The organism is Nesiotobacter zosterae, from assembly GCF_033843645.1.
Classification (GTDB): domain Bacteria; phylum Pseudomonadota; class Alphaproteobacteria; order Rhizobiales; family Stappiaceae; genus Pseudovibrio; species Pseudovibrio zosterae.
Window position 1 is genome coordinate 98690 of sequence record NZ_JAWXVZ010000006.1, and the last position, 26710, is coordinate 125399.

Sequence of the window (26710 nt, forward strand, 5' to 3'; positions counted from 1 at the left end):
CTGCGTGGCGGTGCAGCTTTGGCGTTTAGAGAAAGCGTGCGCTGCAAGTCCTTGTTGGTAACCCTGTGAAACCTTTGGATAGCTGGCTTGGCATTAAGACAGTACACCGCCTCGCTCTTTAGGCTGGCACTGTTGAGTATCGAGTCGGACACACATCATCCATGACACTAAGAGTGCTTCACACGGCAGACTGGCATATCGGCCAAACGCTGAACGGCTGGTCGCGTACCTTTGAGCATCAAGCGTTTTTCAAGCAGCTTACAGAGCTGGTGAAGGCGCATGATGTGGATGCACTGGTGATGGCCGGGGATGTGTTCGACAATCAGAACCCTTCGGCAGATGCAACACGCCTATTCTATGAGGCGCTGGCGGAGCTGCGGGAGGTGAACCCGCAGTTCATTTCCGTGATTACTGCTGGCAATCATGACCCCGCAGGGCGCATTGAGGCCCCCGGTGTGCTGTTTGAGCGGATCGGGGTTCATGCGCTCGGCATGGTGCACCGGCACGATGAAGCGCTTGATGTGGACCGGCATTTGGTCCCGCTTGCCGGAAAAGACGGGCGGGTTGAGGCCTATGTGCTGGCCATTCCGTTTCCACGCGCTTCTGATTTACCTCGGGTTTCTGAGGAGGGGGAAACGGAAGGCTCTGTGGTCGTGCGGGCTGTACGAGCGCTTTATGAGGATGCGGTTGCAAGGGCGCGGGAACGGATTGCTGATGCGCCCCTGATCGTGACCGGACATCTGCACGTATGGGGAGCGGAAGAGTCTGAAGGTGCGGAAAGGCGCATTCTGGTGGGCGGCGAGCACGCCATCCCCCATAGTGTGTTTGACGAGAGCCTTGCTTACGTGGCGCTGGGCCACCTGCACAAGCCTCAAAAGGTGGGCCGTGAGACGATCCGCTATTCCGGGTCGCCATTCCCGATGTCGGTTACCGAGCAGGCCTACCAGCACGGGGTTGTGCTGCTTGAGGTCGACGGCGACAAGGTGACGTGGGAGCGCTTGCCCTTGGAGCGGCCGGTGCCGTTTTACCGCCTTGGCAAGGGCGAGGGCCTGCAGCTGGACGAAGTTCCCGGGGCTCTGGACGCGCTCGGGTTGGATGAAGACTTGCCGATTGACCAGCGCCCGTTCGTGCATGTGGACCTGAAGCCACAGGTGTCTGGTGCAGGGTTGCGGGCCGAGCTGGACCGCTTGCTGGAAGGCTATCCGGTGCGGGCGGCCGGGCTTTCTGTTGTCAGCAAGGACCGATCTGCCCCTGAAATCACCGAGGCGGAAGCTTTGGTGCGGCTCCACGAGCTGGAGCCTGTTGACTTGTTCAAGACAGCTTTCGAGGCGGCGCATGGTGTTGCGCCAGAGGCCTCACATTTGGAATTGTTTCACCGCGCTGCGGCGGAGATTGAGTAAATGCGTATCCTATCCATTCGCGGTGAGGGGCTTGCAAGCCTCGCTGCGCCCTTTGAAATTGATCTGGAGGCCGAGCCGCTGCGCGGTGCGGGCCTGTTTGCGATCACCGGTGAAACCGGGGCGGGCAAATCCACCATCCTTGATGCCATGTGTCTGGCGCTGTTTGGCAAATGCCCGCGTTTAACCAGTGATGGCAGTGACGAGAGCGTGCCGGATGTGTCGGGTGACACGTTCCGGGAAAAAGATCCTAAATCCGTTTTGACCCGTGGTGCGATCAACGGCCATGCGGAAGTGGATTTCGTTGGCGTTGACGGAGAGACCTACCGCTCAAGGTGGATGGTTCGCCGGGCACGCGGCAAGGCCTCTGGCCGGCTGCAGAACGTGGACCGCAGTTTTTTGCGCGTGCGCGATGCAAAGACCATGGAAAGCGGCATTAAGAACGTAGATGCCGCCGTTGAGGCTCATCTGGGCCTGAACTACGATCAGTTCCGCCGCACGGTGCTGCTGGCGCAGGGCGACTTTGATGCCTTCTTGCGCGCCAATGACCGGGAGCGGGCAGCGCTTCTGGAGAAGATAACCGGCACCACCATTTATCGGCAGATTTCGGAGAAGGTGCATCAAAAGCACAGCGAGGCCCAAGACGCGGTGCGCGAGCTGGAGGTTCAGTCTGGTGCCATTGGCCTGCTGGATGAGGACGATCGAAAGGGGCTGGAAGCGGAAAAAGCGCAGCACGAAACCGACCTTGCCGCCCTGCAGGCGGAACTTGCCAAAACAGAGGCTGTGCTTGGCCACTTGACCCGCGTTGAAACCGCTCGTCAGCAGCTTTCCAATGCGCAGGATGCATTCTTGAAGCATCAGGAGGCCTATGCCCAAGCAGCAGATCGTCGGTCGCTCAGGGATCAGTTGGCGCGTATCGGCCGGGTTGAACCTTCTGCTGCCAATGTGGAGAGGGCGCAGGAAGCGCAAGCCAAAGTAACGCAGGATCTGGAGAAAGCTCTTCAGGAACTGAGCGCGAAAGAGGGCGAGGTGGCGACGGCGGTGGCTGCAGAGACCGAAACCGCGGATCAGTTTGCCCAGCTTGAAAAGGAGTTGGAAGCACTCAACCCGCAATGGGTTAAGGCCTATCAACTTGATGAGAAGATTGAGCAGTCGCAGCAAAACGTGACCCAGATGGCTGGCGAGCTTTCGAAGGCGCAGCAACAGTTTGCCGAGGTGCAAAAGGAACTGGAACGCGCGCAAAAGCAGCGTGAAGAAAAGGCCGCGCTGAAGGCCAAGCTCCAAGAGCAGCTTGCGCGATTGCAGCCGATTGCACCGGTTGCAGCCAACCCTGAGCCCGTGCTGGGGGATTTGGCGCAGTATGGTGAACTCAAACACAAACTGGCGGAACGCACGACACGCGCCGAGATAGCGCAGGAGAAGCAGCGGGAGCTGGCTGCGATTGAAGCGTCGCTTAGTGAAGAACTCACCAAGCTTGGAACGGAGTTGGAGGCGGCGGAAACCAATGCTGCCGAGCTGCGGAAAACAACCAGTGGGTTTGATCCGGCTGCCAATGCAAAGGCACGGGAGGCCTTTCAGGAAGTGGCACGGGCAGTGAAGCGCCTTGGTGATGAACAGGATGCCGTTACCCGTGTCTCGCGCCAAGTGCATGCCGATGAAACACAAATCACGCAACTTGAGGCGCAGGTCAAAGCCTTGACCGCCAAGCGCGAGGCGGAAGGCGTGCGCCTTGAAGAGCGCAAGAGGCAAGCAGAACAGGCCAAGCAGGCTGCGGCTTTGGCGGACCTTGCCCAAGATCAACATGCGGCCCGGCTGAGGGCAGAACTTGCGGCAGATGAAGCTTGCCCCGTGTGCGGCAGTACGGAGCACCCGTTTGCAGACCATGAGGATGGCGACCTTACAGCGCTCTTCAAGGAACTGACTGAGCAACGCGCGGCGTCACAGCAGAAGCTGCAGGAAAGCCAGCAAACGCTTGAGACGCTTCGCGGCGATGAACATCGCTCTACGGTTGAGCTGAGGGTGCAGCGGGAAGCGCTCACCACGCGTCTAGAAGAGCGCCGCCGCACGGAGGCAGCGCTTGAAACCTCTTGGCAAACTCTTGAAAAAGCAGCGCAAGACGCTTTCGCCGACCGGGAGGACAAGCCTGACTTGGGCCCAACAGCGCAAGAGACCGACCTGAAGGCGCTTGAAAGCAAGGTGGGTATCTGCCTGGGGGAGCTTGAGGCGTCTTCCAGCCATTACTATGCGCAGGTGCGCAAGTTGGAAGACGCGAATACTAAGGTCTTGTCCCTTCGCCGTACCTGCGAGCAGAAACGGGAAAAACATGGGGCAAAAGCGAAGGCGCTTGCTGAGCTCAATTCGGCTGCTGCGGTTGATGAGACGGAAAAGCAAGGCTTGGCAGGCCAGCTTGAGGCGCTTCGTGGGCGTTTGCTCACCGCGCTCTTGTCCTTCAACCTGACAGAAGAAGCGCTTGAAGCGGACGTTTCGGCTGTGGCGCGTGAGGTTGAGCTGAAGTGCCGTCATTTCCGCGATGCCAGTGCCAAGGAAAAGCAGGTGGAGGGCGAGCTGCAGGAACTTGTCGCAAGCCTGAGCCGTGCCGAGGAACGTGAGGCGAGCCTGCAAGCCACTGTAACGACACTGCAAGACAAACACAGCGCGTTGACCCAGTCGCTCGAAACCTTGCGGGTGGACCGCCAGCAAATACTGGGGGGCGTGCCGACGGAAGAGCACGAGAAAACGTTTCGGGCCAAACATCAGGCGGCCCGCGATGCAGCTGGCGCGCGCAAGGATGAGCGGTTGAGCTTGGTGCAAGAGCAGGTGGCGCTTCAGTCTACGGTGACTGGATATCGCAGGCAGCAGGTTCAACAGGCTGAGGTGGTGGAAGCCGCAGAAGCAGCATTTGCCGCAGCGCTCGTCGAGCACGAAGTTGAAGCCGATCAATTCGCTCTGCTGCGCGTTAGAGCGCGGGAGGAGCTGGCCGGACTGGAGGACGAACTGCGCGCTCTTGATGAAGCGCTGAAGACGGCGCGTGAGACCGTGTCCTTGCGGGAAAAAGACCTGGCGGCGACCGAGCCGGAAAAGGCCGAAGGGGTGGAACGTCCTGCCTTTGAAGCTACTGTTGAGCAACGTGAGAATTCGCAGAAGCTGAGCGAGAGCATCGGCATGCTGCGCCAGAAACTGGAAGATGATGACAAGGCGCGCGCCAAAGCCGCGCACATGCAGAAAGCCATTGAAGAGGCGCGCAACCATGCCGACCAGTGGGGCGCTGTTTCAACGGCCATTGGCTCAGCCAATGGCGACAAGTTCCAGCGCATTGCGCAGGGTGTGACCCTTGGCTTGTTGGTGGAACTGGCGAACAAGCAACTCAAGCAGCTCAAGCCGCGCTATCGTCTGGCCCGCGCAGACAAGGGGCTCGGCCTTTTGGTTCTGGATCTGGACATGGGCGATGCGCCGCGCTCAACACGCTCCTTGAGTGGCGGTGAGCGTTTCCTTGTATCGCTTAGTCTGGCGCTGGCGCTTTCCTCCCTTGAAGGGCGTCAATCCTTCGTGGATACGCTCTTCATTGATGAGGGCTTTGGCTCCTTGGATGGCGAGACGCTGGATGTTGCTATTGATGCGCTGGAAATGCTGCAGGGGCAGGGCCGCAAGGTGGGCGTTATCAGCCACGTTGAGGCGATGAAGGACCGTATTCCGGTTCAAGTGCAGGTTCAGCGGCAAGGTGGGGGACGCAGCCGCGTGGCTGTGGTGGCACCTTCGGGCTGGTGATCAACCCGTGGAGGCGAGTTTCTTGCCTTCTTTGCCTCTGTTGTTTGCCTCAGGGCGGTTTTCTTCAAGTCGCTTTGAAACTTCATTGAGCACAACAATGTACTCGTTGAGCTGGCCGCCATCCCGTTCGTGGATGCCTGCCAGCAGATCTTCAGGCGAAAGCGGTGCTGGTCGGCCAATGAGATAGCCCTGAACTTCGTCGCAGGCTTCATTACGTAGCAGCTCCAGCTCGGGCTCTGTCTCAACACCTTCAGCAATGACTTCCATGCCAAGGGCCTGACCCAAGTCGATAACCGCGCGGATGATTGCTGCAAGACCTGGTGTCGCGGTTGCGCCGCTAACAAAGCTGCGGTCGATCTTCAAGCGGTCAAACGGGAAGCGGCGCAGGTAACTCAAAGAAGAATAGCCCGTGCCGAAATCATCAAGGGCAATGCGAACACCGCGCGCCTTCAACGCCTTGAGGGTTTCCAGAGCGCGTCGATCATCATGCAGCAGCACGCTTTCGGTCACCTCAAGCTCAAGCCGTTGAGGGGCAAGGCCACTTTTTTTCAACGATTGTTCAACATGTTGCAGCAGGTATTCGTCTGCAAACTGAACGGCACTGAGATTAACGCCGACGCGGTATTTCGAAGGCCAGCTGGCCGCGTTGCGGCACGCTTCTTCCAGCACCCAGCGGCCGATTGGAATGATCAAGCCGCTTTCCTCTGCCACCGGTATAAAATCCGTCGGGCTCACAAAGCCTTTTGTTGGGTGGTTCCAGCGCAGCAACGCCTCATAGCCCACGATGCTGCGGTCACTGGCCCGCGCCTGCGGCTGGAAGTAGAGCTGAAACTCTTGGTTGCGTATTGCCTTGCGCATGTCCACTTCCAGCACCCGGCGTATGCGGAGGGCGGATTCCATCTCGGATTCGAAGAAGCGGAAGGTGTTGCGCCCCTCTTCCTTTGCCTTGTAAAGCGCAATATCGGCATTTGCGAGCAGCATGTCCGGGTCCAGCCCGTTGTCGGGAGAAAGGGCGATGCCAATGCTGGCGCTGGTGCGGATCGTGATGTCTTCGGTGACAGAAACCGGCTTTGAGAGCATTTCGAGAATGCGATTGGCGAGGAGGCCGACCTCTGCCTTCGTCTTCAGATTGACCTGGATAATGGCGAACTCATCGCCGCCAAGGCGGGCGCAAGTATCTGCATGACCGATGCAGGCGTTCAGGCGCTTGGACACGGTCTGGATGAACTTGTCGCCGGTGGGGTGGCCGTACAGATCGTTGATTTCCTTGAAGCGGTCGAGGTCGATCATCATGATGGCCACAAGGCCTTTTTTCGCTCCGTGGTTCTCTACTGCAGTTTGGAACCGTTCGCGGAACAGGGTCCGGTTTGGCAGGCCGGTGAGGATGTCATGCTGGGCAAGATGCAAGATCTCCGCTTCGGCCTTTTTCTGCTGGCGAATATCGCGAATTGCCGAAAGGCGGAAGACAATACCATTCAGCTCCAGCGGGCGGGCGCGAATTTCAACCGGGATGCGCTCCTCAAGCTTGCTGATGATCATCGTCTGGTAAGGTGCCTGATGGGTGTTTTTCAGGGCACGTTCCGTGATCTTGATGTGGTCTGGTGCAACGAAGTTCAGGATCGGTTTGCTGATCAGCTCGTCTTCGGGGCGGCCAATCAGCTCTTGAAACGCCTTGTTGCACTCAATGATGCGGCCATTCTTGGAGATGACCAAACCTTCGAAGGTACCGTCTGCGAAGACCTTGAGTTTTTGAAAGTCCGCGCTCTCTGTATCCTTCGAGCTTGAAAAGGCCCGGCGATCTTCCGCCGTTTGGAACCTTTCAACGAGTTCGTTAACCTGGCTGGTAATTCTTGCGTGAATGTCTCCGTGAGGGATTTCAAGTTGGCGGACATTGTCCATGTCACCATGAAGGACTTCCTCAAGTGTCTGCTCAATGATCGCCAGTTCGCCCCGGTTGTCTTCTTCGGCTGAACCGTCGTCTTTCTGTAGACCGAGTTTCACCATGCCGAAGCGATCAAGCGTGGTGAAGAGAATAAACCCTGTGCCAAGCACCCAGGCTGCGTTGGTGAGGACGCCCAAGATCTGAGCACCCAGCTGGGCATCACGTGTTATAGCTTCGAGGGTGAACGACGGGATGATGACGGAGATTGCGACCGAGCCCAATGCAGCAACACCGGCGTAAGCCATGTGGCTTGCTGCTAAGCGATTGAAGCCATACACTTTGTTGGCATAGTAGAATATGAGGAAGAAGCAGGCTGCGCCCAGTATGCCCGTCAGCGTTGCGGCGGCGGAGGTGATCAATTCCGGAGCGGCTGACGAGAACGTAAGGCCGCCCATGATGCCGAGCAGGATATTGGCAAGAAACGGCAGGTCGCGGCGAAACCGGCCCAACAGCGCGCCTGTCAGGGCGCCAAACAGGGCCGCGTTCAGCGTGTTGTAGACGATCATTGGCACCAGGCCCGAGAACAATTTCACTGACCCGATGTTAAGGCCAGCCCAGCCTATGATGATCAAGAGGATGCCGGCTAGAATGGGTACTGCGTTACGCTCCCAATCCACTTCAAAACCATAGGCTCGCGCAGGGCCGATCTTGGCGCGGCCCGTTGCGATTTGTGCGGCCAAAGCAAACAGCGGTGCGGTCATATGAATGACCGTGATGCCGGAATGGTCGATGAAGCCGATGGAAGACAATGCCCCCTGGCCCAAGCTTGTTGCGGGAATGCCCCACACCCAGTGAGCGTAGACCGGATAAACAATGATCGCGAGCACTGCGGCGGTTATCAAGTGCCCCTTGAAGGTGAGCATGCGTGCAAGCGGTATGTAGGTAAACAGAACCACAATGCCGCAAAGGACAGTCTGAAATGCTTGGGCTGCCAGAGCACGATCAGAAATGCTGTGCATGAACATCAGGGATGGGTCAAACCCAAACCAGCCAGACTTGGTTGGGCCGAACGCGATCATGAAGCCAATGGTGGTAAAACAGGCAACCCCAACGGCGAATACTGCAATGGCGCGTGTGATTACAACATTCAAGTCTCGGCCTGCGCTGGAGGCACCAAAAATGAAGAAGAAACCCAGCGGTGTCATGAGCGCCATGGCTGCGGTTGCCATGGGCCAGAGCTGCTCGAGGCTAACGAGTGTGCTGAATGCGGGGGCAACAACGCCAGCATATTCTGAGGCAGAGGGAAAGGTGCTCGCGAGCTCAAACATGGGTTGGGACAGTGCCCCGACAGTCGTCGCCAAACTGCCCACGATAAACGTTAGGCAAGTTTGAATGAGTGCCCGCATTTCAAACCCCCGAAGCGAAACATCTGGTTTCGGCGCAGTAATTATTATTTGCCACTTATATTACAGTGGTAGATAGTACATAGTCTCTTTAAATTTCTTTACTTTTTTATCTGTGACAGTTTTTTGTCGGTGCGATTTTCAGGCGGTTTCCCTACAGGAAAAGCAAAGGGAAACGCCAAGTGTGCTTAATGAACTGATAAAATGCAATTTTATGGGATCTATTCATAACCAGTTGCCCCTACCTGAAAAACTCAGGCGCGAATCCCATTCCTTAAGCAAGTTCACAGTCAAAAGCGTTAGACTTGCGACTAGTTCACAAAATCAACCCAGTTTGATGACGAAGTACAGAATTCGTGTCAGGGCTAATAATAAAAATGAAGTGGGCAGCTTTTTTTGCAACAGGCGCAATAGCCGTTATGCAACCCACAGGGGTGGAGCATACGGAAATACTTGGATCATGGCAGGCCGAGCAGGTCCGTCATCGATTGATCGAGTTCGTGGAGCGCACGACGCGCGCCGGATCAGCCGATTACCTTGATATCGACAAGCGCCTTGCTGTGATTGAGGCAGATGGCTTCTTGTGGGGCCCGCACGTGGGGCCTTCACCCGTTCCGGCCACAACAAAGGGCCTTCAACCAGAGGCGAGAGCCACAGACTTGCTTCAGGAGGTCCGGCTCTCTTCTTACCGTGAGAACGTTCTTCAGCGCTATCTGGAGCAGGAGCACTTCGGCAGCTCTGATGCGGTCTTGGTGCGAAATGAGCGTGCAGCAGAATTGATCGCATTCCTGCGTTCACGAGACTATCAGGTCTTGATCGTTACCAACACTGAAGCAGAGCTTGCCCGCTATCTTGCGAAGTCGCTCTATGAAATGCCACGGTCCACGGTGGTAGGGCCGCGGGTCTCTCTGCGGTTCGCAGGGAAAGCGGGCGGTGTCTTGATGACGCGCGAGCTTCGTGGCACTTCGGCGGCTTCCGTGCGCGATGTTGGTCTTGCTCATATTTCCGAGGTTTACAACCGTGCCGGCATGCGGCCGGTGATGGCTGTTGGGCAATCGGGCACGCTGGAGGCCTTTCAACGATGGATGGCAGATCACAAGAAGCCTGCGTTGACCTTGGCCTTGGAACCTCCAACGGAGGACGGATTGGTTGATACTTGCGTCGGATTAATGGAGGGCGTTGCGCGTGACGGTTTTGGGGTGGGGGGTGCCTGTACTGTTTCCGAAGGCCTTATTGCGCGCGCTGAAAGCTTGAAGGATGAACTCTAGTTTATTGGCGGCGTGCAGCCCCAGTTTTGTTTTGGTTTAACTCTAGCCTACCTCTGATCTTCAACGCAGCGGCGCAGAATTTCTTGTGCGCGGTGGAGTTTTTAAGAAAATTCAATGGAAGCGGCAATAATTCTTGAGATATGTCAATGTGTCAGCATTATGAAGCCGGTATATCTCTAATCAGCTTCGGCTGACACTCGGATGGGGGAGTGTCAACTCCTTGGGCGCACCCGCTTTAGCGGAGTGCGCCCCTTTTTATTTCAGGCTTATCTATTGGAAATATTGGTGTTTTCCGGCTCATGAGGCACTGCTTTGTGCTGCTTCAGGGTGTTTGCGCAAAGCTGCCTGAGTCTTTTGTCCTTCCGAGAGCAGCCAGCCGATGAACTTGTCACAGGCCTCTGCATTCTGGGGCTGATCCGACTTGAGAACTTCATATCCGCCTGAGACTTTCACGAAACCGAGCGGCGCGATCAGGTTGCCCAGCTCCAGATCCTGCGCAACCAAGGCTTGCGAGGCCATGGCAAGGCCAATGCCGGAGACCGCTGCCTGGAGGCAAAGGAAGAAGTGCTCGAAGCGGATTGCCTGATGTTTGGGCAATGGGCCATCCAGTCCCATCCACTCCTGCCAGTCTTGCCAAGCGTTTGGGACTGTATCTGAGTGAATAAGGGTTGTTTGCAAAAGTTCCTGCGGCGCCATGCCCTCGTGGATCCCATGGGTTTGCGCGAACGACCGGTTGCAGACCGGGCCTATGCGGTCATCCATGAGAGGAATGTGGCCCGCGCCGCCCAGCTCGCCCCCGGTTCCGCCCCAGCGAATGGCAACATCCGAGCGGCCTGTCATCTCCTCCACTTGGGTGGAGAGGGAAAGCTGAATCTTGATCTTGGGGTGCTGGTGGTAAAACGTCATCAAGCGCGGCACAAGCCAGCGCACCGCCACGGTTGAGCCGCACGCCACGACTAGAGGCTTGCCTTTTCGCTTCTCCTGCAGGTCTTCCAGTGTGCTTGAAATGTCGTCAAATGCAGCTGACAGGCGCTTTGAGAGTACGCGCCCTTCATCTGTGAGTTCCAGAAGGCGGCCACCGCGGACAAAAAGCGGGTAGCCCAGCTCCTCCTCCAGCTGTTTGATCTGACGGCTCACGGCGCCATGGGTGCGGAACAACTCCTCAGCGGCGCGAGACATATTCAGGTGACGAGACGCGCTTTCAAAGGCCCGCAGGGCTGTCAGAGAGGGGAGAGGCGCAGACATAAATGAAACCCGTAGTGTGAGGTATGCTCACAGTATTGATTGAATATTTCGATTTTATGACAAAAAGTCTGCACGTATATAGGGAAACAGAGAGCACTGAGTACACCAAAGCTTAGCTGTTTCAGAACCCCAGCGGACCGGGGCGGTCCGAAGAAGAGCAGACCAACAAAAACAAGAGGGCAGTAATGTCTATGATCACTTTTGGCGGCACTCGCCTGTTTGAAATGCTTTCCACCTGGAATGGGCGTCATGCCGAACGCGCAGCCATGCGCTCAGAACTTGCCTCCATGGATGAAGCGGTTATCCGCGATCTGGGCTTCACACGCTCGCAGCTGAAGGCACTGGCGAACAAACCATTCTGGCGCGCCTGAAGGCCCTGCACATGTTCCCATTGATTTGAGAGCTCGCTTCACACAGAAGCGGGCTCTTTTTGATTAAAAGCAAGGCCTGTGAGATTTGTAAAGCATGGGTGCCTTAATGCGCTGCCCGGAAAACCCCCAGAAACCTAACGGGTTTTCCATGGGCTCAACGTTATGCATTGCCCCATGGCGTGCCTTCCGTTATGAGTGCTCTCCAGAGATTTCTAGTTTTTGCGAACAATTCAGGAGATGTAGGCACCCAATGGCGCGCCAATTCATCTATCACATGCACGGGGTTTCCAAAGCCTACGGTGCAAAGAAAGTCCTCGACAACATTCACCTGTCCTTCTACCCAGACGCCAAGATCGGTATCCTCGGTCCTAACGGTGCGGGTAAGTCGACCCTTTTGAAGATCATGGCGGGTCTGGACAAGGAATACACCGGTGAAGCCTGGGCCGCAGATGGGGCCAAGATTGGCTACCTGCCTCAGGAACCGCATCTGAATCCAGACAAGACCGTTATGGAAAACGTCATGGAAGGCGTTGCCCACAAGCAGGCCAAGCTGGACCGTTATAATGAGCTGATGATGAACTACTCGGAGGAAACTGCCGAGGAAGGTGCTCAGCTCCAAGACGAGATCGACGCACAGGACCTGTGGAACCTGGAAAGCCAGGTCGAGATGGCAATGGAAGCACTGCGCTGTCCTCCATCTGATGCGGACGTAACCAACCTTTCTGGTGGTGAGCGCCGCCGTGTTGCTCTGTGTAAGCTTTTGCTTTCCGAACCAGATCTGCTGCTGCTGGACGAACCGACCAACCACCTGGACGCTGAAACCGTTCACTGGCTTGAACGCCACCTGCGTGAGTTCAAGGGTTCTGTTCTGATCATCACCCACGATCGCTACTTCCTCGACAACGTGACAGGCTGGATTCTTGAGCTCGACCGTGGTCAGGGCATTCCATACGAAGGCAACTACTCCGTTTATCTGGAGAAGAAAGAAAAGCGTATGGAACAGGAAGGCCGCGAGAACATGGCTCGCTCCCGCGCGATCAAGCGCGAGAAGGAGTGGATGGGCATGTCTCCGAAGGGCCGCCAGACCAAGTCAAAGGCACGTATCAAGGCCTATGACGATCTGCTGGCCGCTCAGGAAGAGCGTATGCCGTCCATTGAGCAGATCATGATCCCGGTTGGAGAGCGCCTCGGTGCGAACGTGATCGATGTCGAGAACGTGTCCAAGGGCTTTGGCGACCGCCTGCTCATCGAAGACCTGTCTTTCAAGCTGCCTCGCGGTGGTATTGTTGGTGTGATCGGTCCGAACGGTGCGGGTAAGTCTACCCTTTTCAAGCTGCTGACCGGCCAGGAAAAGCCAGACAGTGGCAGCGTAACGCTGGGCGACCGCGTGCACCTTGGATACGTTGATCAGTCTCGTGACAAGCTGGATGACAGCAAGACCGTATGGGAAGAAATTTCCGAAGGCGCTGAGGTGATCTATCTCGACGGCAAGGAAATCAACTCCCGTGCCTACTGCTCTTCCTTCAACTTCAAGGGGCCTCAACAGCAGGCGAAGGTCGGCGACCTTTCAGGTGGTCAGCGTAACCGCGTCCATCTGGCGAAGGTTCTGAAGTCTGGCGCAAACGTTCTGCTGCTCGACGAACCGACCAACGACCTTGACACCGAAACGCTTGCGGCTTTGGAAGATGCGCTTGAAAACTACGCCGGTTGCGCTGTGGTTATTTCGCACGATCGTATGTTCCTCGACCGTCTTGCAACACACATGCTTGCCTTTGAAGGTGACTCCCACGTTGAGTGGTTTGAAGGTAACTTTGAAGACTACGAAAAGGACAAGGTGCGCCGTCTGGGTGCTCATGCGGCAGACCCAACCCGCATCAAGTACAAGCCGCTTACCCGCTAAGCGACTTATATTCCTGACTGAAAGGCCCGCTCTTGCAGCGGGCCTTTTTGCATGGTGATGTCATGGATGGGGCGGGGGTGGGGGTGTTGCGCCGCTCTGCCATTTCAGGTTCGCGCCCCACGCTAGATCCGTGTAGCCCTTGGGTGCCTTGTTTGAGTGTTTAGGCGGCTTGGAGCCGTTAACCCAGATGTGATGACCCGTCAGGCAGTTGCCTTCAATGACGTCGCCATTCTTGATCCAGATGTAGTGGTTTTGGTGCTCGCTTTTTCCAGTAAACTCCATTTTCGTCCATTCAGGTAGATAGGGTAGGAAGCCGCCGTAGGCGCCTGTATCGTCCGGTTCATATGTGAAGCCGTTGATCTTGATTGGCCCCAGCGTCATGCTGCCTCCGCCAATGCCAAACTGATAGAGGCCCGTACTGGGTTGAACCGGGTACTCTTGATAGTAGCCCGTCTGTGTATCCTTCAGAACATGCAGCGTGACTGTCTTTGTTGCGTCCGCCTGTATCAATGTCTTCAGGTTGCCATCTGAATAGGGGAAGCCGTAGGAGTTGGTGTATTGATGAATTACTTGAGCGTACTGATTGCCGCCATGCTCGAAAGGCTTCATTCCTGAGAAGTATTCACTGTCGTTGGGGCCGTTTTCACTGAAGTAACCCTCATTGAAACCTACGAGGATGTTTCGGATGACGGAGTTCAAGATCTTCTTCAGATCTTTCTCCGGGTCGCCCTTTTTTATGGGTATGTTGAAAGGCTCGGGCTTGCCATTGTAAAGGTAAGTACCGCCAGCACATTGGTATAGGGTCTTTGTAGTAAGGTTATTATCGTCAATGGCGATCGTGTTGCCATTGCCGTCCTTCAACTCCATCACGTTGTTGTTTTTGTTCTTGGCAGGATCGGTGAAGTGTCCTTTGAAGGTCACGGCACTCGTCCCTGTCGGTGCGTCAGAGGTGATGGATACTGGCGCGTTGGCCTCGCATAAACGCTTGATGTATGGTGCGAAGGATGCGTAACTTTCTGGCGCGTGTATGGGCGACAAGACCTTAATGTATCCGTTTTTGCAATGCACCTTGGCCTTAACGGGCCGTTCCTTGGTGAAGATCTTCTCCAGCGCGCCAATCAGTGAGTGCTCCTGAGGGTCTTTCTTTGGAGCCTTCATGGGCAACAGGGTTCCGAGGCTGAATGGTTTGCCATTTTCGCTGCCAGACAGGGCAAGTGGCAGGCCTGTAATGTCCACATTGGTAAGATTGATCCAGAGGGTGCCGGCCTTTTCGGTTTTGCTGAACTCGATCCAACCGTAGTACTGATCGTCATCCAGCTTTGGTGCAGGTGACACGGGGCCAACGCTGACATAAAGGCGTGCAGCTTTGATCGTCTCAAAGCTCACGACTGTATCCTTGGACAGCTTTGTGGGTTTGTTGAGCTGTATGGCGTGTTTTGGCTGCTTCCCCTCCTCCATGTTCTCTGCCGTCAGCAGGACATAGATTTCTTCATCGGTTCTGTTGTTCTGAATGGTGATCGTGGTTTGGGTCATGGCTTTTGCCTCTTTGGGGGCATAAGGAAAAAGGCGGAGCTTGGCTCCGCCTGAGATGTTTTGGACTATTCTGCGGCTTGGGTTGAGGTGCTGGAAGACCCGGCTTCGATGGCTGAGTTCATGGCTTCGATCCAGCTCAGAACATTGTCTGAAGACGATGAGCTGGTGGCAAATTGCCAGCCCATGACGCCGCCGAAGTCGGATCCCAGCTCCTTGGCAAGCGGCGTGACCACATAGCTTGCCAGATCATCGTCATCGAGGTAGCCACTGCTCGCATTGTCTGAAGTGGTTGGCTTGCCAACGAGCATTTTGCTGACATCGAGGCCTTGAGCCTTGATGCCCATGATGCTGGAGGGGAACACTGAGCTGCCGGTCAGTCCGGCTACCTTTTCTTCCTCATCGGAGCCAGAGCTGCCGACGTACCAATCGTTGTTGTAGTACTGGATGTTGAAGAGATCGATATTGTCGCCCGCGTTCTTGGCGATTGTGCTGTAAATATCTAGATCGCTGCCCGTGTAGAAATAGGGGCATTGTGGAGCGTGGGTGATGAAGTTCTGAGAACTTGGCAAGGCGGACTTCAGAGCGCTTGAAAGGTCTACAAGGAAGGTGGTCGGGTCGTAGCTGCCATCTGAAATTGCGCCTGTGTCTTCCCAATCGATGTCGACGCCGTCGAAGTTGTACTGTTCAACGAAGGCGGCAATCTGTGAAGCGAAGCTGCTGACATCGGATGCCGCCGCTTTCCAAGCGCTGGACGCAAAAACTTCGCCGCCCACAGAAACCAGAACCTTGCGCTTTCCATTCTCCTTGGTGCTGGAGATGATGGAGGGATCCTGCACGGCCGCTTGAAGCGGATAATCCATCTGCAAAGTTGAGCCGTCTTCGGAGTAAAGGAAGGCCTGAATGGCAATGGTGCAGGAACTGCCGATCAACCCGGTGATGGGAACGTTGGTGTTGTCTGCATAGATGACGATCTGAGATGAGGACATCGTTCTTCTCCTTTTTGGGTCGTAATGACCTAAACGGAGTGACGATTCTTAATGCAGGTCGTGAGGGGAGAGCGAGGCGATTTAGGCGGCATTGTCACCCCTCGGTAAATGGCCCCACGATACTTTGACTACAAAAAACTGCGTATAAGGTTCAATTCTGCGGGGTGCCTCTACGTAGATGTGCGCAATTGCCGCATTGCTTGAGAGCGTTCTTTGATAAATATCAAATTCAAATAATTCTAATTAGCAGGTTCCCCATGAGTGTAGTCGAAGAAAGCGCGCTTGAGCGCGACCCATTATTTATGCGCCTCCTGTTCCTTGTGCCGGTCATCGGTTGGCTTTTCCGCGATGCCGTTCATGGCAAGAGCGACGCGAAGTACTATTTTTGCGCCAATTTCTTTGTGATTTGGGGGCTTGCGATCATCTTCTTCGGTTATCCTGCCATTATTGTCCCTGCGCTTTGCCTGGTTTTCCTGGCCTTTACGTGGATCGTGGCCGTTTGCCGCTAACAAGATTTGTTCGGGGCGAGGGGCTCCTGCCCCTTGTCTGTCATAAGCTCATCTTCCGTGATGAGCATGCCCCATTGATCCAGCACGTCGAGCATCTCCGGCAGGACACAGTAGCGGGCCGCATCGCGATCCATCCCTTCATCCATTAGCGTGTCGTAGTCGGTGTAGTTGTGCCGAACGTGGGTAAGCGCACAAAGCTTGAGCGATATCGCAGGGGGCAGATGGCGCAAATGGCGGGCATTGGCCATTTCCTTGATGTCTTGGGCGTCAGCATATGGCACGTGCGGTAGCAAGGTTGCCAGCGCGGTCGCCATGTTTCGCTGTCGTTTGGTTGCCATTTTCGTCCTTCATGCCCTTGCTCTGCGCCAATGGGCGTGTCGTCAGTGCGTGCCAGTTCCTTGCGCGATCGAAGGTGCAGCCGCCCCATTCATATTCCATTGGGGGCACAGGTTCAGCAAGTGCCGCAATGATACCGTATGAGCACTTCCACCGCGCTGGCCGAGCATGCCGCCTAGTTGGTCGAATGTCCATTCCTGAACGTCGCTGCGCAGGTTCGTTGCGACAATGGACAGATTCAGGTTTCTGGCAACGCCAAAGCCAGAAGCAAGCAGCAACCGGCCATTGCGCTGGCTGGAAAGCTGCTCGATGACCTGGGCATCCATCTTCAAGAACCGCAGGTTAAGCTTGCTAAGATAGGACAGGGAGGCGATGCCGGAGCCAAAATGGCTGAGGCAAATGCCGAAGCCCATTTGACTGACGTCTTGAAGGCGCTGAACCACACCCATGTGGTTGCGCGGCGTGATCTTGCTTTCGTTGACCTCAATGGTGATGCGCTCGCGGGCAATACCTGCATGGTCTGTCAGTTCAACGAGTGTGCTAAGAAAACTGGACCGGAAAAGAGCCTGAAGTGGTGTGGTGACAGTGACGTTCTCGAACGGGAATTGATCGGAATCCAGACGCTTGATGTCCGTGATGGTTTGCTCCAATGCCAACGCATGAAGGTCTGCAATCAGACCGTAGTCACTCAGGCTGTCGTAAAGTCCCCCTTCGCGGCTTTGTCGTCCGCCCAGCTTGGGAAGGCAGGGTTGAGCGGCCAGATGCCTGATCTCATTGGTCTGCAGGTCAATGATGGGGCTGTAAGCCAGTTCGATGCGACGCGTCTCCACGGCGCCTCGGGCCCGCTCCGCGATGGTGGCCGAGCGGTCGAGCCTTTGTTGCATACCCTCTGAGAACAGCTTGGTGCAATTGCGCCCCTTGTTCTTGGCGGAATAGAGGGCAACATCGGCGAAACGGATCAGATCCTTGGCGTTATCTGCATGGCGCGGATAACAAGCGGCACCAATGCTGACGCTTGGGTGAATGAGCTGGTCTCCCAGCTTGACGGGCGTTTGAATGAGTTCCGGAAGGTCCTTGATGGTCTGCTGCAGTTCGGCGCAAGTGATGGGCTCCAGTAGCACTGCGAACTCATCCCCGCCGAGGCGGGCAACAAGGTGACCTTTTTCTTCGAGCCTTTTCAGGCGGTTTGCGACTTCCTTCAAGAGTGCATCGCCAAACTCGTGGCCCATGGTGTCGTTGACCAGCTTGAGGTGGTCCATATCTACCATCAGCAGGCCTATCTCATGAGACTGTTCAGCTGCTCGCGTAAAAGCGCGCTCTACGCGCTTGTCAAACGCGAGGCGGTTGTGCAATCCGGTCAGCTTGTCGGTGACCGCCAATTGCCGAACCTCTGCTTGCTGTTGCAGCTGCGAGGTCACGTCCATGATTGAAATCAGCCACGCGTCCTCCGAGCCATTGCGCGTGCGGGATACGCGTAGCTCATGCTCCGCGGTGGACGGGCTACGCACCTTCAGGGTCACCCCTTGCTGGCAGGTGCAGTGGCTTGTGAGTTCGTCGAACTTGTCACTCAGCTGGTCACCGCTTTCGATTTCGTAGATCTGGGCGAGGGTCTCGCCGCGTGCGCTGATGCCTTCTTCCTTGAAAAGGCGGCGGGCAGCCCGGTTGATCTGAGAAATCTGCAACTCATCCATCCACACCAGAAGGGTGGGGCAGGGGTGGTCCTCAAAAGGGAATCGCTGGCGGTCTCGTTCGCATGGAGCGGTTGTTTTTGCACTGCCGAGCGATGCAGGCATCACCCCCTTGCGTGGGGTGCCGAGTGTGAAACTCGGGTGCGGCTTTCGGGTCTCAATCTGTTCAATTGAGCCGAGGCCGGACAGGTTGGCGGATATGGCCTCTGCAAGTCGGCCCAAATAGGCCAATGGCTTGTCGTCAAGGGCGAGGCCGTCTTCTGCCGGCAGCATGACAAGGGCGCCGATAATTTCATCGTCAAAACTAACCGCGGCTGCCGCCTCAATGCGATCATTCGGCAGGCTTGCACGGGAGAGTTTGACGGCTCCCGGCTTGGTGTCGAGCGTATCTCGTAGCCAGACCAGCGGGGCCCTTGCGGTGATCATGGACTGATCTGGTGCCAGAATCCGCCAGGTAGAAAAGCAGATAAAGCGCACAGGCTTTTCATAGAACAACTCGAGAGTCTGCAAAGCGGTGGCCATGAACTCCCAGTCATGCAGCCAAGGCAGTTGCTGCGCCACGCTATAAACGCTGCGGGACCTTTCGGCGACTCTTGTCATTTCTGCTCTCTGATAATTTAGTAAAACTTGCTTGGGTTTGCATTATAGTAATTTGTTGTTTGTTGACCTCTTGATTGTGTGTCTACCCTAAAGATTTGAAGGGCTACTGGTCGCCGTATTCAGTAAGTTTTACATGGTTATAAAAAGCAGTCTGGGGATAATCACAGGAAATTACCCTTCGGAATGCAGTGAGATCATCAGGAGGGTGTTGTTTTAGTCGGCGCTTTTTTGGCAATGCATGAGATGAGTGGATTTTTGTGATTGCTGCAGGTGATATTTTGAAAAGTATTATATTTCCAAATTGACGTTTTGCATTATATATAAGGAGCTATGAATGAACGCACGAAAAGCCGCCTCCTATATGCGCTGAAGTCTCGTGGTCCGCAAACCTCTGCGGAGCTCGCGAAGGGTCTTGGTGTGACCACAGTTGCCATCCGACAGCACCTTGACGGGCTTTCGGAGGATGGGCTGGTGGCCTTTGAGGATATCAAGGGATCTGTAGGGCGGCCCAAGCGGGTGTGGTCCTTGTCAGATAAAGGCAATAGCCAGTTTCCAGACAATCACAGCAACCTGATGGTCGAAATGCTGGATGGCGTTCGTGAAATTTATGGCGACAGCGGTATTGAGAAGCTGATACAGCGCCGGGAAAATACGGCCCGCGCCCAGTATTCTCAGGCACTTGATGGTGTGGAGGGGTTGCCCGACCGCCTTAATGTGTTGGCAGATCAGCGCAGCCGCGAAGGCTACATGGCTGAAGTGGCGCCGCTGGGGGATGGGAGCTACCTGCTCATAGAGAACCATTGTTCCATCTGTGCGGCGGCGGCCAAATGTCAGGAGTTCTGTCGCTCAGAGCTGGACATTTTTCGTGAGATGCTAGGTCCGGAATGCTCTGTTGTGCGAGAAGAGCACATTGTATCGGGGGCACGACGGTGTACTTACCGGGTGCGGACGATCCGTGGATCAGGTGAGGCGGGATAACAGGATCGCCAGTTCTAGGCGGCTGTTCACGTTCAACTTCGCGTAGATGTTCTTGCGGTGGGTGCGCAGTGTGTTGTGTGTGATGCTCAGCGTTTCGGCAATCTGCTGTTCTGTTTCCGTGCCTGACAAATGCTCCAACACGGAAGCCTCTCGCTCGGTCAGGTAAAAGATCCGCGCGGCCCGCAAGATCTTGACTGACCAATCGGCCTCCAAATCGGTGATGAACATAAGGATGCGGCCTGCGCTTTCATCACGCTGGCGTGCGCCGACAACCTCAATATGAAGCGGGCGTAGAAACTCAGTTTCGCGGCGAATGACAAATTCGCTGGCTTCGTTGCTGCCCTCTTGCTCAGTTGCCTTGGCCAGCGCGGCCAGAAGCTGTTTTTGTGCAGCTTGTTCGACCAGCTCCACTTTGCCCAAGAACAGCCGAAAGTAGTTGGCGTTTGTCAGCAGATTCGTTGCCGTTGCGTTTACTGCCGTAATGGTGGCGTCGGCTTCCAGCAACACCACGCCGCGATTCAGCCGGTCCATCGTGTCAAACAACACTTCCACTTCCCGCGGAGGTGCGTTTAGCGCAGAAGAACTAAGCTTTTCGGTGGTGTTTGAAGGCAACATCTAAACTAGAGCTTTCAGGTCCGCTCCGCTGCGGGCCGAGTGTTTAATTGGCTTTTCAATTTAAAGATGGCGAGAATTGGTACAACACTTTCGCCCGATCAGCAAAATCCCATAGCCGCTATTTCAAGTGTAAATTAATTTTCGTCAAGAATTTTTTCGTCGTACTTGCTGCGAATGATCCGTTGAAGCTGTTCGAAAAGGGCTGCGCGGGGAGACGACTTTCGCCAGATCAGGCCAACTTGCCGAGAGGGTTGTGGCTCCTCAAACCGCAACAGAGCGACACGCTCATCATTGACTTCGGCTGGGATGCAAATCTCCGGCAAAATCGTGACCCCGTATCCATTGGCAACCATTTGCATGATGGTTGCAAGGCTGGTGGCGCCCAGGCCGTCGCCAAATTTTGGCGACCAGTTCCCGCAGAAGTCTAGGGTTTGAGCGCGAAGGCAATGTCCTTCCTCCAACAACAGCATCCTGTCGAAATCGAGCGCGATCGGTTTGATGCGCCGCCGCTCGTCGAGATCCGGCGCGTTCTGAGTGGCGAGCAGGAACCGGTCAATGAACAACGGCCTTTGTTCAAGCTCCGGATCATCGATGGGTAGCGCAAGAATGACCGCGTCCAGCTCTGAGTTCTTGAGTTCCTCAACCAGAGTGTCGGTCATGGTTTCACGAAGCCGCAACTCAAGGTCGGGAAGCTCGTCTGCGATTGCAGGCAGAATGGAGGGGAGCATGTAGGGCGCAAGCGAAGGAATGATGCCCAGATGAATGGCACCGCCATAGGCGTTTTGAGCCTGTTGTGCGTAGTCCTCCAGGTCTTTGATCTGACTGAGTATCTCTGCTGCGCGCCGAGCGACAACCTTACCCTCGGGTGTGAGAGCGCACGTTTTTGAGGAGCGTTCTACCAGCGTGAGGCCCAGCGTGGTTTCCATGTCGCGGATTTGCATGGACAGGGCGGGTTGGGAGATTGCGGCGGCCTCAGCTGCTTGCCCAAAGTGCTGAGTCTGTGACAGATGCCAAAAGTAACGGAGTTGTTTGAGTGTAATCATTTAATCAATATAGCTTATGAAGATATCGATGAAAGGATGCTCTTTCTTATCGAGAAGATTTTGGATCGGCAATGGCCAGAGTTGAGACCTCTCGCCCTCAAGAAGATGTGTGCCACTAGTTGAGGCGGTCCAATGCCGGCTAAAAGTTGTCTGCTAAGCAGAGTACACCGTTCCTATCATGGTAGAACGCAAGGGAAATCCTCGTCTGGCGCTAAGTGCGCGGGATGGTTGGTGTGCTGATGGAGAGCTGGTAAGCCTCTCATATTAAGAGCTTTTTAACACTAACAAAAAGCTTTGGTTCAAAACTGCAATTTATTCAAAACATAATCCGCTGAGATATTTTTTCTTCAGGCGCGCGTGATAATTTTAAGAAAATTTGTGAGAGATGGTGCTTCGTACATGTCAGTCATGACTAAATCGAACTTAGTTGATTTCGACGCCCTGGCGGCTGAGAAGGATGAAAAGCGTCGCAGCGAGCTTGCACGGCACGTGGCGTTTTTGTTCTCACGAACATCAGAGCGGTGCTCTGATGAGCAGATTGCTATCTATGACGATGTGATGGTGCGGCTCTCTTCGATGATTGAGCAGCAAGCCCGCGCTTATTTGTCAGAGTGTCTGGCGGAGTTGCGCCGTGCGCCAGAGCAAACAATTCGGTTGCTGGCAGAGGACCATATTGAGGTCGCTGCCCCAATCCTGAAGTCTTCAACGGTTCTTCGAGATCTTGATCTGCAAAACATTGCGAACAAGGCCACCAATGATCACCGATTGGCGATTGCGCAGCGGTCCATTCTGCCCGAAAGCGTTACCAGCATTCTTGTTTCCAAGGGCGACACTCCGGTCAAACGCACAGTCGCTGCCAATGCGGGAGCCCAGCTCAGTCATGACAGTGTGGACGATCTCATCGGGGACGCGGAGAGTGACGAGCTTTTGCAGCAAGCCTTGGGAAATCGGGAGGATCTTGTCGAAAGCCAGATCCAGCAGCTGATCGAAGTTGCCAGTGAAGAGGTGAAGATCCAGCTTCTGCAAAAAGGCCGCATGGAAGAAGCAGGGCGGTTGTCGCAGGCCGCCAACGTGGCAGCAAGCAAGCTCAGCAACGAGTTCTGGCTGGGGCGGTATGACTTCGAAACCGCAGAAGGTAAGGTCTATGCCATCGCCCGGGAGGGGCGTCTGGGAGAACATCAGCTACGCCAGTTCGCAGAGGAAGACCGTTTTCCTGAAGCTGTGGCAGCGTTTTCAGTTCTTGCCCGTTTGGGGGCGGAAGAAGCCCGGCATTGGATGGTTCGCCCGGATACTGAACCCTTCATCATTGCCTCCAAATCAATTGGATTGTCACTCATGACAGTTCGTGCGCTTCTTGCCATTGGCCCTTGGCGCTACCGCCTCTCCAAGGTCAAGCGCGAACATGCGCTGGAGTTGTTCCAGCAGTTGTCCTTGAAAGAGGCAACACGCATGTTCAGTATTTGGGGAGAACGAAAACTGGATTAAAGACGCGCTTTATCTTTCTGGTTCTGAGCAGCATCAATACGCTTAATGCGGTTTCTTATTTTAGTAGTAAAGAAACTGCATAGGTGTATTTTGGTATTTCTAGTTGCCTGAGTTGTTACCGGGAGGAAGTCGTGTCCTTATTCTGTTTGCGTTCTGGGAGCGATGGTTTCGCCCTGCGCAATGAGCGTTGTTCATTTTCGCGCTCTGTTGTTCTCGCTTTTGCTTTCTTGTTCGCACTCTTGTTTCTGGCGGTCTCCCCGAGTTCAGCGCAGCTCAACCTATTGCTCAACAAACAGCAGGAACAAACAGAGGCCAGCACATCAGCGCCAGCCACGGCGGCCTCGGAAACTCAGTCTGTGAGCTCTTCCATGCAGCATGCGGAGGAGCTTTCGATGGAAGCCGCCTACGCCTTTGAAGAAGAGTTTCGGGGCCTTTTGCTTGAGCTGAGAGACGCTCCGCAGCAAGTCGCAAGCGCGATCATGCGGGTGAACCCAGATGGTCGGACCGGTTGGATCTACTGGGCGATGGGCATTGCGTTGGCGGCCATCATTGTCGGGTACTTTGTTGGAAACTCCCTGCAGCGGTGGGGCAAGCTGAACTTTCTAGACCTTTATTCCAAAAGCCCAGACGTGCGAACGGAGAAGATCGGCTTTCTTCTGACACGGGCAATAATGATGTCGCTCGCCGTGCTGACAAACGCTGTTGTCTCTGGCGTCATCATTCTTGCTCTGTCCAATGGTCACCCGGCGACGCGTATGACAGCCATGACCATTTTGCTGGGGTATCTGTTGTTCCGGGGCATTAACATCGTTGCGTACAGCGTGCTCGCGCCCCGTTATTCGGGCTATCGTATGGTGCCCATTGAAGATCATGTGGCCAAAGGGCTTTATCGATCCTTCATGGCTGCGGTGCTGGTTACGGCGGTTGCATTGAGCGTTTGCATGTGGTTGGACCAGATTGGTGTTGCCACAGCCGCGCACAAGGCAGCCCTCATACTGACCGCCTTGCTGGCCGCTGTTCTTTTGAGTGTCGTCGCGTTGATGTTCCGACAAGCGATTGGGCGTGCAATCAGCGGAGAGGCTTCCGGGCACGAGAACCCGGCTAAATGGCGAATGATGCTTGGCCGTTTCTGGCACATTCCGGCTTTGGTCTATTTTGCTTTTGCGTTTTTAAGTTCCATGCACCGCGTTGTTCTGGAGTTGCCGTCGCAGCTCGGACTGGTGATTGCCCCTATTGAGGCAGCACTCGTTGCAATGTTGGCCTATGGATTACTGATCCTGTTGAATGACCGGGTCTTGTTGCCCCGACGCGACAGACCTGAGGCGGTCGACAGACTGGTCGTTGCCATGGAGGAGGAGGCTGCGGCCAAGGGCGAGCAAGTGGATGCCGATGAGTTGAGGGCACAGGCGCGAGCCACTGCCATGGAACAAGAACACGCCCGCGAGCCTTATCGTGATTTGGTCGACCACGGTGCCCTGATTCTGATCGTGCTTATTGGCTTTGGTTGGCTGTTTGCACGCTGGGGCGTCTCCATTGTTCAGGATGATACGTTTATCGGCAGTTTCTTTGAAATCTTTATCGTCATGTTTCTTGGCTACATGTCCTATCGGGCAGTGGCCTTGCTCATCGACACGCAGATGGAAAAAGAGGGCGGTGGCAACGGCAATGAGCCGGGCGAGAGTGAAGTTGGGGGCGCGGGTGAAAGCCGAATTGCAACCCTGTTGCCGATCTTTCGCAACTTCCTGCTGATTACCATCGTGGTGATTTCTGTGATGGTGGTTCTGTCGGAGCTGGGTGTCAACATTGCACCGCTGTTCGCCGGTGCTGGTGTGGTTGGTCTGGCCGTTGGTTTTGGTGCTCAAACGTTGATCCGAGACATCTTCTCAGGCGCCTTCTTCCTCATTGATGATGCGTTCCGTAAGGGGGAGTACATTGACATTGGCGAAGTGAAGGGCACCGTCGAGAAGATATCGATCCGGTCCATGCAGCTGCGTCACCACAACGGGCCGCTTAACACCGTGCCGTTTGGAGAGATTCAGTTTGTAAAGAACTTCTCCCGCGATTGGGCCATGATGAAACTGGCGTTCCGTGTGACCTACGATACGGACGTTGAAAAAGTGCGCAAGTTGATCAAGAAGTTTGGTCAGAGCCTGCTGGAGCACCCGGATTATGGGCCGAAGTTCCTGCAACCGGTAAAGTCACAGGGCGTAACGGCGCTGGAAGATTCAGCCATGATTGTGCGCGTGAAGTTCATGACCAAGCCAGGTGACCAGTTCGAGTTGCGCAAGGTGGTCTATGCCGGAATTCGCGACATCTTCGCTCAAGAGGGCATTCATTTTGCCCACCGGGAGGTGAAAGTTCGCTTGTCCGATGAAGATCAGACACGGGAGCTCACCGAAGAGCAGAAGCGGGCGATCGCAGGCGCGGTTTTGCCTGCGGTTGAAGAGCAGCAGTTGAAACAAGCTGCCGGTGGAGATGACCGCTGACATCAATCTCATGCGTGAATAATGGCGCGGGGCCGTTGGTCCCGCGTTTTTTTTCGCTGTAGCTGGAGCGGGTGCAACACAGAAACGATTTTTTACAGCGGTAGCGCACTTGGAGCAACTTTTTCCTTGCACGTATAAAGATATCTTTATATCAACTTATCCAGTGAGTGTAAGGGACAGGTTGAAGCGGTGATTGAGAGCGTACGCCCCAACAACAATCGTAGAGCTGGAGTGGATGAGCTGGTGGCTTGCCTGCGGGCTTCCGGTGAGACCACCCGTATACGGCTGCTTGCCCTGCTCAAGGAAGGGGAGCTGACGGTTAAGGATGTGACCAGCATTCTCGGCCAAAGTCAGCCTCGCATCTCTCGGCACCTCAAACTTCTTTCGGAGGCGGGCATTATCCAGCGTTATCCAGAGGGCGCGTGGGTATACTACCGTCTGGGAGATAGCGGCAGTGCAGCGGTTGCTCGCACGATCCTCTCCCATGCCGATCCTGATGATCCGGTCCTCGCGGCTGATCGAGAGCGCCTTGAGGCGCTGCGCCGGGCCAAGGCTGAGGAGGCTGCGGCCTATTTCGCATCACGCGCTGACAGCTGGGATCAGGAGCGCAATCTTCATGTGCCTGACGCTGCTGTTGAAGCTGCGATGCGCAGGGCGGTTGGTTCGAAGCCTTTCGACAGTTTTCTAGATCTGGGCACAGGGACTGGCCGCCTGCTGGACCTTTTTCAGGATCAGTATAGTCGTGGTATTGGCATCGATGCCAGCCAGAGCATGCTCTCTGTTGCCCGCGCCAACCTTGCCAAGGCTGGCGTCAACAACGCTCAGGTGCGGCAGGGGGACATCTATGCGCTTCCAATTCCGCCACGCTCAACCGATGTGGCTGTGATCCATCAGGTTTTGCATTATCTGGAAGAGCCGTCCCGGGCAATCACAGAGGCTGCTCGCACGTTGCGCCCCGGTGGGCGCTTGCTCCTCGTGGACTTTGCGCCGCACGATCTTGAGTTTCTTCGCGAAAAACACGCGCACCGCCGTCTAGGTTTTTCCCATGAGCAGGTGGCGCGCTGGTTGGATGATGCCAACCTCGACCTTGTGAAACAGCAGGACCTTTGCCCCGAAGAAGGCAAGTCCGAACAACTGACAGTAACCCTTTGGCTGGCGCAGGACCGACGCATTGCAACGGACCTTCCCGTAGCCGACCCTACCCAGGAGCTTGCGTAACA

Annotated in this window: 19 protein-coding genes; 11 read left to right on the forward strand and 8 right to left on the reverse strand. The window is 55.4% G+C overall.

The window, feature by feature from the left end:
• Positions 1–161 precede the first annotated feature (161 nt).
• Entirely contained in the window at positions 162–1400 is a 1239-nt protein-coding gene (locus Q3Y58_RS10465) for an exonuclease SbcCD subunit D (protein WP_319622185.1), read from the forward strand.
• Positions 1401–5162, forward strand: a complete 3762-nt coding sequence (locus tag Q3Y58_RS10470; RefSeq protein ID WP_319622186.1) for an AAA family ATPase — start codon at positions 1401–1403, stop codon at positions 5160–5162.
• Here Q3Y58_RS10470 and Q3Y58_RS10475 read toward each other — a convergent pair whose 3' ends face one another.
• Positions 5163–8372, reverse strand: coding sequence for an EAL domain-containing protein (locus Q3Y58_RS10475; protein WP_319622187.1), 3210 nt, complete (start codon positions 8370–8372; stop codon positions 5163–5165).
• Between the two features lie 494 nt (positions 8373–8866).
• On the opposite strand from Q3Y58_RS10475, the gene Q3Y58_RS10480 reads away from it, so the two are divergent.
• A complete protein-coding gene (locus Q3Y58_RS10480) occupies positions 8867–9715 on the forward strand; it encodes a hypothetical protein (RefSeq protein WP_319622188.1) in 849 nt (282 codons plus the stop codon).
• Between the two features lie 297 nt (positions 9716–10012).
• Here Q3Y58_RS10480 and Q3Y58_RS10485 read toward each other — a convergent pair whose 3' ends face one another.
• Positions 10013–10960 carry a LysR substrate-binding domain-containing protein gene (locus Q3Y58_RS10485; RefSeq protein WP_319622189.1) on the reverse strand — a complete coding sequence of 316 codons (948 nt, stop codon included), beginning with the start codon at positions 10958–10960 and terminating at the stop codon, positions 10013–10015.
• A 185-nt stretch (positions 10961–11145) separates the two neighbouring features.
• Here Q3Y58_RS10485 and Q3Y58_RS10490 point away from each other — a divergent pair, with 185 nt between their 5' ends.
• Positions 11146–11331, forward strand: a complete 186-nt coding sequence (locus Q3Y58_RS10490) for a DUF1127 domain-containing protein (RefSeq protein WP_274218442.1) — start codon at positions 11146–11148, stop codon at positions 11329–11331.
• 250 nt (positions 11332–11581) lie between these two features.
• Positions 11582–13231, forward strand: a complete 1650-nt coding sequence (gene ettA / locus Q3Y58_RS10495; protein WP_274218443.1) for an energy-dependent translational throttle protein EttA — start codon at positions 11582–11584, stop codon at positions 13229–13231.
• Positions 13232–13291: 60 nt separating this feature from the next.
• On the opposite strand, the gene Q3Y58_RS10500 is transcribed toward ettA, so the two are convergent.
• Complete coding sequence (locus Q3Y58_RS10500; protein ID WP_319622190.1) at positions 13292–14764, reverse strand: beta-1,3-glucanase family protein; 1473 nt, start codon at positions 14762–14764, stop codon at positions 13292–13294.
• Positions 14765–14829: 65 nt separating this feature from the next.
• Positions 14830–15750, reverse strand: coding sequence for a glycoside hydrolase family 18 protein (locus Q3Y58_RS10505; RefSeq protein WP_319622191.1), 921 nt, complete (start codon positions 15748–15750; stop codon positions 14830–14832).
• A 257-nt stretch (positions 15751–16007) separates the two neighbouring features.
• Here Q3Y58_RS10505 and Q3Y58_RS10510 point away from each other — a divergent pair, with 257 nt between their 5' ends.
• Positions 16008–16259, forward strand: a complete 252-nt coding sequence (locus Q3Y58_RS10510) for a cytochrome c oxidase subunit II (RefSeq protein WP_274218447.1) — start codon at positions 16008–16010, stop codon at positions 16257–16259.
• Here the strand turns inward: Q3Y58_RS10510 and Q3Y58_RS10515 are convergent.
• The gene (locus Q3Y58_RS10515; RefSeq protein ID WP_319622192.1) at positions 16256–16597 is read right to left on the reverse strand and encodes a DUF2293 domain-containing protein; all 342 of its coding nucleotides are present in this window, start codon (positions 16595–16597) and stop codon (positions 16256–16258) included. The genes Q3Y58_RS10510 and Q3Y58_RS10515 overlap by 4 nt on opposite strands.
• A 42-nt stretch (positions 16598–16639) precedes the next feature.
• Positions 16640–18883: a diguanylate cyclase domain-containing protein gene (locus tag Q3Y58_RS10520; RefSeq protein WP_319622193.1), complete on the reverse strand. Its 2244-nt coding sequence runs from the start codon at positions 18881–18883 to the stop codon at positions 16640–16642.
• 330 nt (positions 18884–19213) lie between these two features.
• Here Q3Y58_RS10520 and Q3Y58_RS10525 point away from each other — a divergent pair, with 330 nt between their 5' ends.
• Positions 19214–19861: a helix-turn-helix transcriptional regulator gene (locus tag Q3Y58_RS10525; RefSeq protein WP_319622194.1), complete on the forward strand. Its 648-nt coding sequence runs from the start codon at positions 19214–19216 to the stop codon at positions 19859–19861.
• Here the strand turns inward: Q3Y58_RS10525 and Q3Y58_RS10530 are convergent.
• The gene (locus Q3Y58_RS10530; protein ID WP_274218451.1) at positions 19844–20407 is read right to left on the reverse strand and encodes a response regulator transcription factor; all 564 of its coding nucleotides are present in this window, start codon (positions 20405–20407) and stop codon (positions 19844–19846) included. The two genes, Q3Y58_RS10525 and Q3Y58_RS10530, sit on opposite strands and share 18 nt — an antisense overlap.
• Between Q3Y58_RS10530 and Q3Y58_RS19510 the strand changes: the two genes are divergently transcribed.
• Entirely contained in the window at positions 20343–20480 is a 138-nt protein-coding gene (locus Q3Y58_RS19510; RefSeq protein ID WP_413697806.1) for a hypothetical protein, read from the forward strand. The two genes, Q3Y58_RS10530 and Q3Y58_RS19510, sit on opposite strands and share 65 nt — an antisense overlap.
• Before the next feature lie 130 nt (positions 20481–20610).
• On the opposite strand, the gene Q3Y58_RS10535 is transcribed toward Q3Y58_RS19510, so the two are convergent.
• Positions 20611–21519: a hydrogen peroxide-inducible genes activator gene (locus Q3Y58_RS10535; RefSeq protein WP_274218452.1), complete on the reverse strand. Its 909-nt coding sequence runs from the start codon at positions 21517–21519 to the stop codon at positions 20611–20613.
• A 399-nt stretch (positions 21520–21918) separates the two neighbouring features.
• On the opposite strand from Q3Y58_RS10535, the gene Q3Y58_RS10540 reads away from it, so the two are divergent.
• The 3 genes from Q3Y58_RS10540 (at position 21919) to Q3Y58_RS10550 (ending at position 26708) form a co-directional block, all read left to right on the forward strand.
• The gene (locus Q3Y58_RS10540; protein WP_319622195.1) at positions 21919–23004 is read left to right on the forward strand and encodes a DUF2336 domain-containing protein; all 1086 of its coding nucleotides are present in this window, start codon (positions 21919–21921) and stop codon (positions 23002–23004) included.
• Positions 23005–23372: 368 nt separating this feature from the next.
• The gene (locus Q3Y58_RS10545) at positions 23373–25490 is read left to right on the forward strand and encodes a mechanosensitive ion channel family protein (RefSeq protein ID WP_319622196.1); all 2118 of its coding nucleotides are present in this window, start codon (positions 23373–23375) and stop codon (positions 25488–25490) included.
• A 189-nt stretch (positions 25491–25679) separates the two neighbouring features.
• Complete coding sequence (locus tag Q3Y58_RS10550) at positions 25680–26708, forward strand: ArsR/SmtB family transcription factor (RefSeq protein ID WP_413697807.1); 1029 nt, start codon at positions 25680–25682, stop codon at positions 26706–26708.
• Positions 26709–26710: the final 2 nt, after the last annotated feature.

Bases quoted from the DNA above. Each gene is read 5' to 3' on its own strand.
- Q3Y58_RS10465 (WP_319622185.1), top strand. From the start codon at position 162: ATGACACTAAGAGTGCTTCACACGGCAGACTGGCATATCGGCCAAACG.
- Q3Y58_RS10470 (WP_319622186.1), top strand. From the start codon at position 1,401: ATGCGTATCCTATCCATTCGCGGTGAGGGGCTTGCAAGCCTCGCTGCG.
- Q3Y58_RS10475 (WP_319622187.1), bottom strand. From the start codon at position 8,372: ATGTTTGAGCTCGCGAGCACCTTTCCCTCTGCCTCAGAATATGCTGGC.
- Q3Y58_RS10480 (WP_319622188.1), top strand. From the start codon at position 8,867: ATGCAACCCACAGGGGTGGAGCATACGGAAATACTTGGATCATGGCAG.
- Q3Y58_RS10485 (WP_319622189.1), bottom strand. From the start codon at position 10,960: ATGTCTGCGCCTCTCCCCTCTCTGACAGCCCTGCGGGCCTTTGAAAGC.
- Q3Y58_RS10490 (WP_274218442.1), top strand. From the start codon at position 11,146: ATGTCTATGATCACTTTTGGCGGCACTCGCCTGTTTGAAATGCTTTCC.
- ettA (WP_274218443.1), top strand. From the start codon at position 11,582: ATGGCGCGCCAATTCATCTATCACATGCACGGGGTTTCCAAAGCCTAC.
- Q3Y58_RS10500 (WP_319622190.1), bottom strand. From the start codon at position 14,764: ATGACCCAAACCACGATCACCATTCAGAACAACAGAACCGATGAAGAA.
- Q3Y58_RS10505 (WP_319622191.1), bottom strand. From the start codon at position 15,750: ATGTCCTCATCTCAGATCGTCATCTATGCAGACAACACCAACGTTCCC.
- Q3Y58_RS10510 (WP_274218447.1), top strand. From the start codon at position 16,008: ATGAGTGTAGTCGAAGAAAGCGCGCTTGAGCGCGACCCATTATTTATG.
- Q3Y58_RS10515 (WP_319622192.1), bottom strand. From the start codon at position 16,597: ATGGCAACCAAACGACAGCGAAACATGGCGACCGCGCTGGCAACCTTG.
- Q3Y58_RS10520 (WP_319622193.1), bottom strand. From the start codon at position 18,883: ATGACAAGAGTCGCCGAAAGGTCCCGCAGCGTTTATAGCGTGGCGCAG.
- Q3Y58_RS10525 (WP_319622194.1), top strand. From the start codon at position 19,214: ATGAATGAACGCACGAAAAGCCGCCTCCTATATGCGCTGAAGTCTCGT.
- Q3Y58_RS19510 (WP_413697806.1), top strand. From the start codon at position 20,343: ATGGTGGCGTCGGCTTCCAGCAACACCACGCCGCGATTCAGCCGGTCC.
- Q3Y58_RS10535 (WP_274218452.1), bottom strand. From the start codon at position 21,519: ATGATTACACTCAAACAACTCCGTTACTTTTGGCATCTGTCACAGACT.
- Q3Y58_RS10540 (WP_319622195.1), top strand. From the start codon at position 21,919: ATGTCAGTCATGACTAAATCGAACTTAGTTGATTTCGACGCCCTGGCG.
- Q3Y58_RS10545 (WP_319622196.1), top strand. From the start codon at position 23,373: ATGCAGCATGCGGAGGAGCTTTCGATGGAAGCCGCCTACGCCTTTGAA.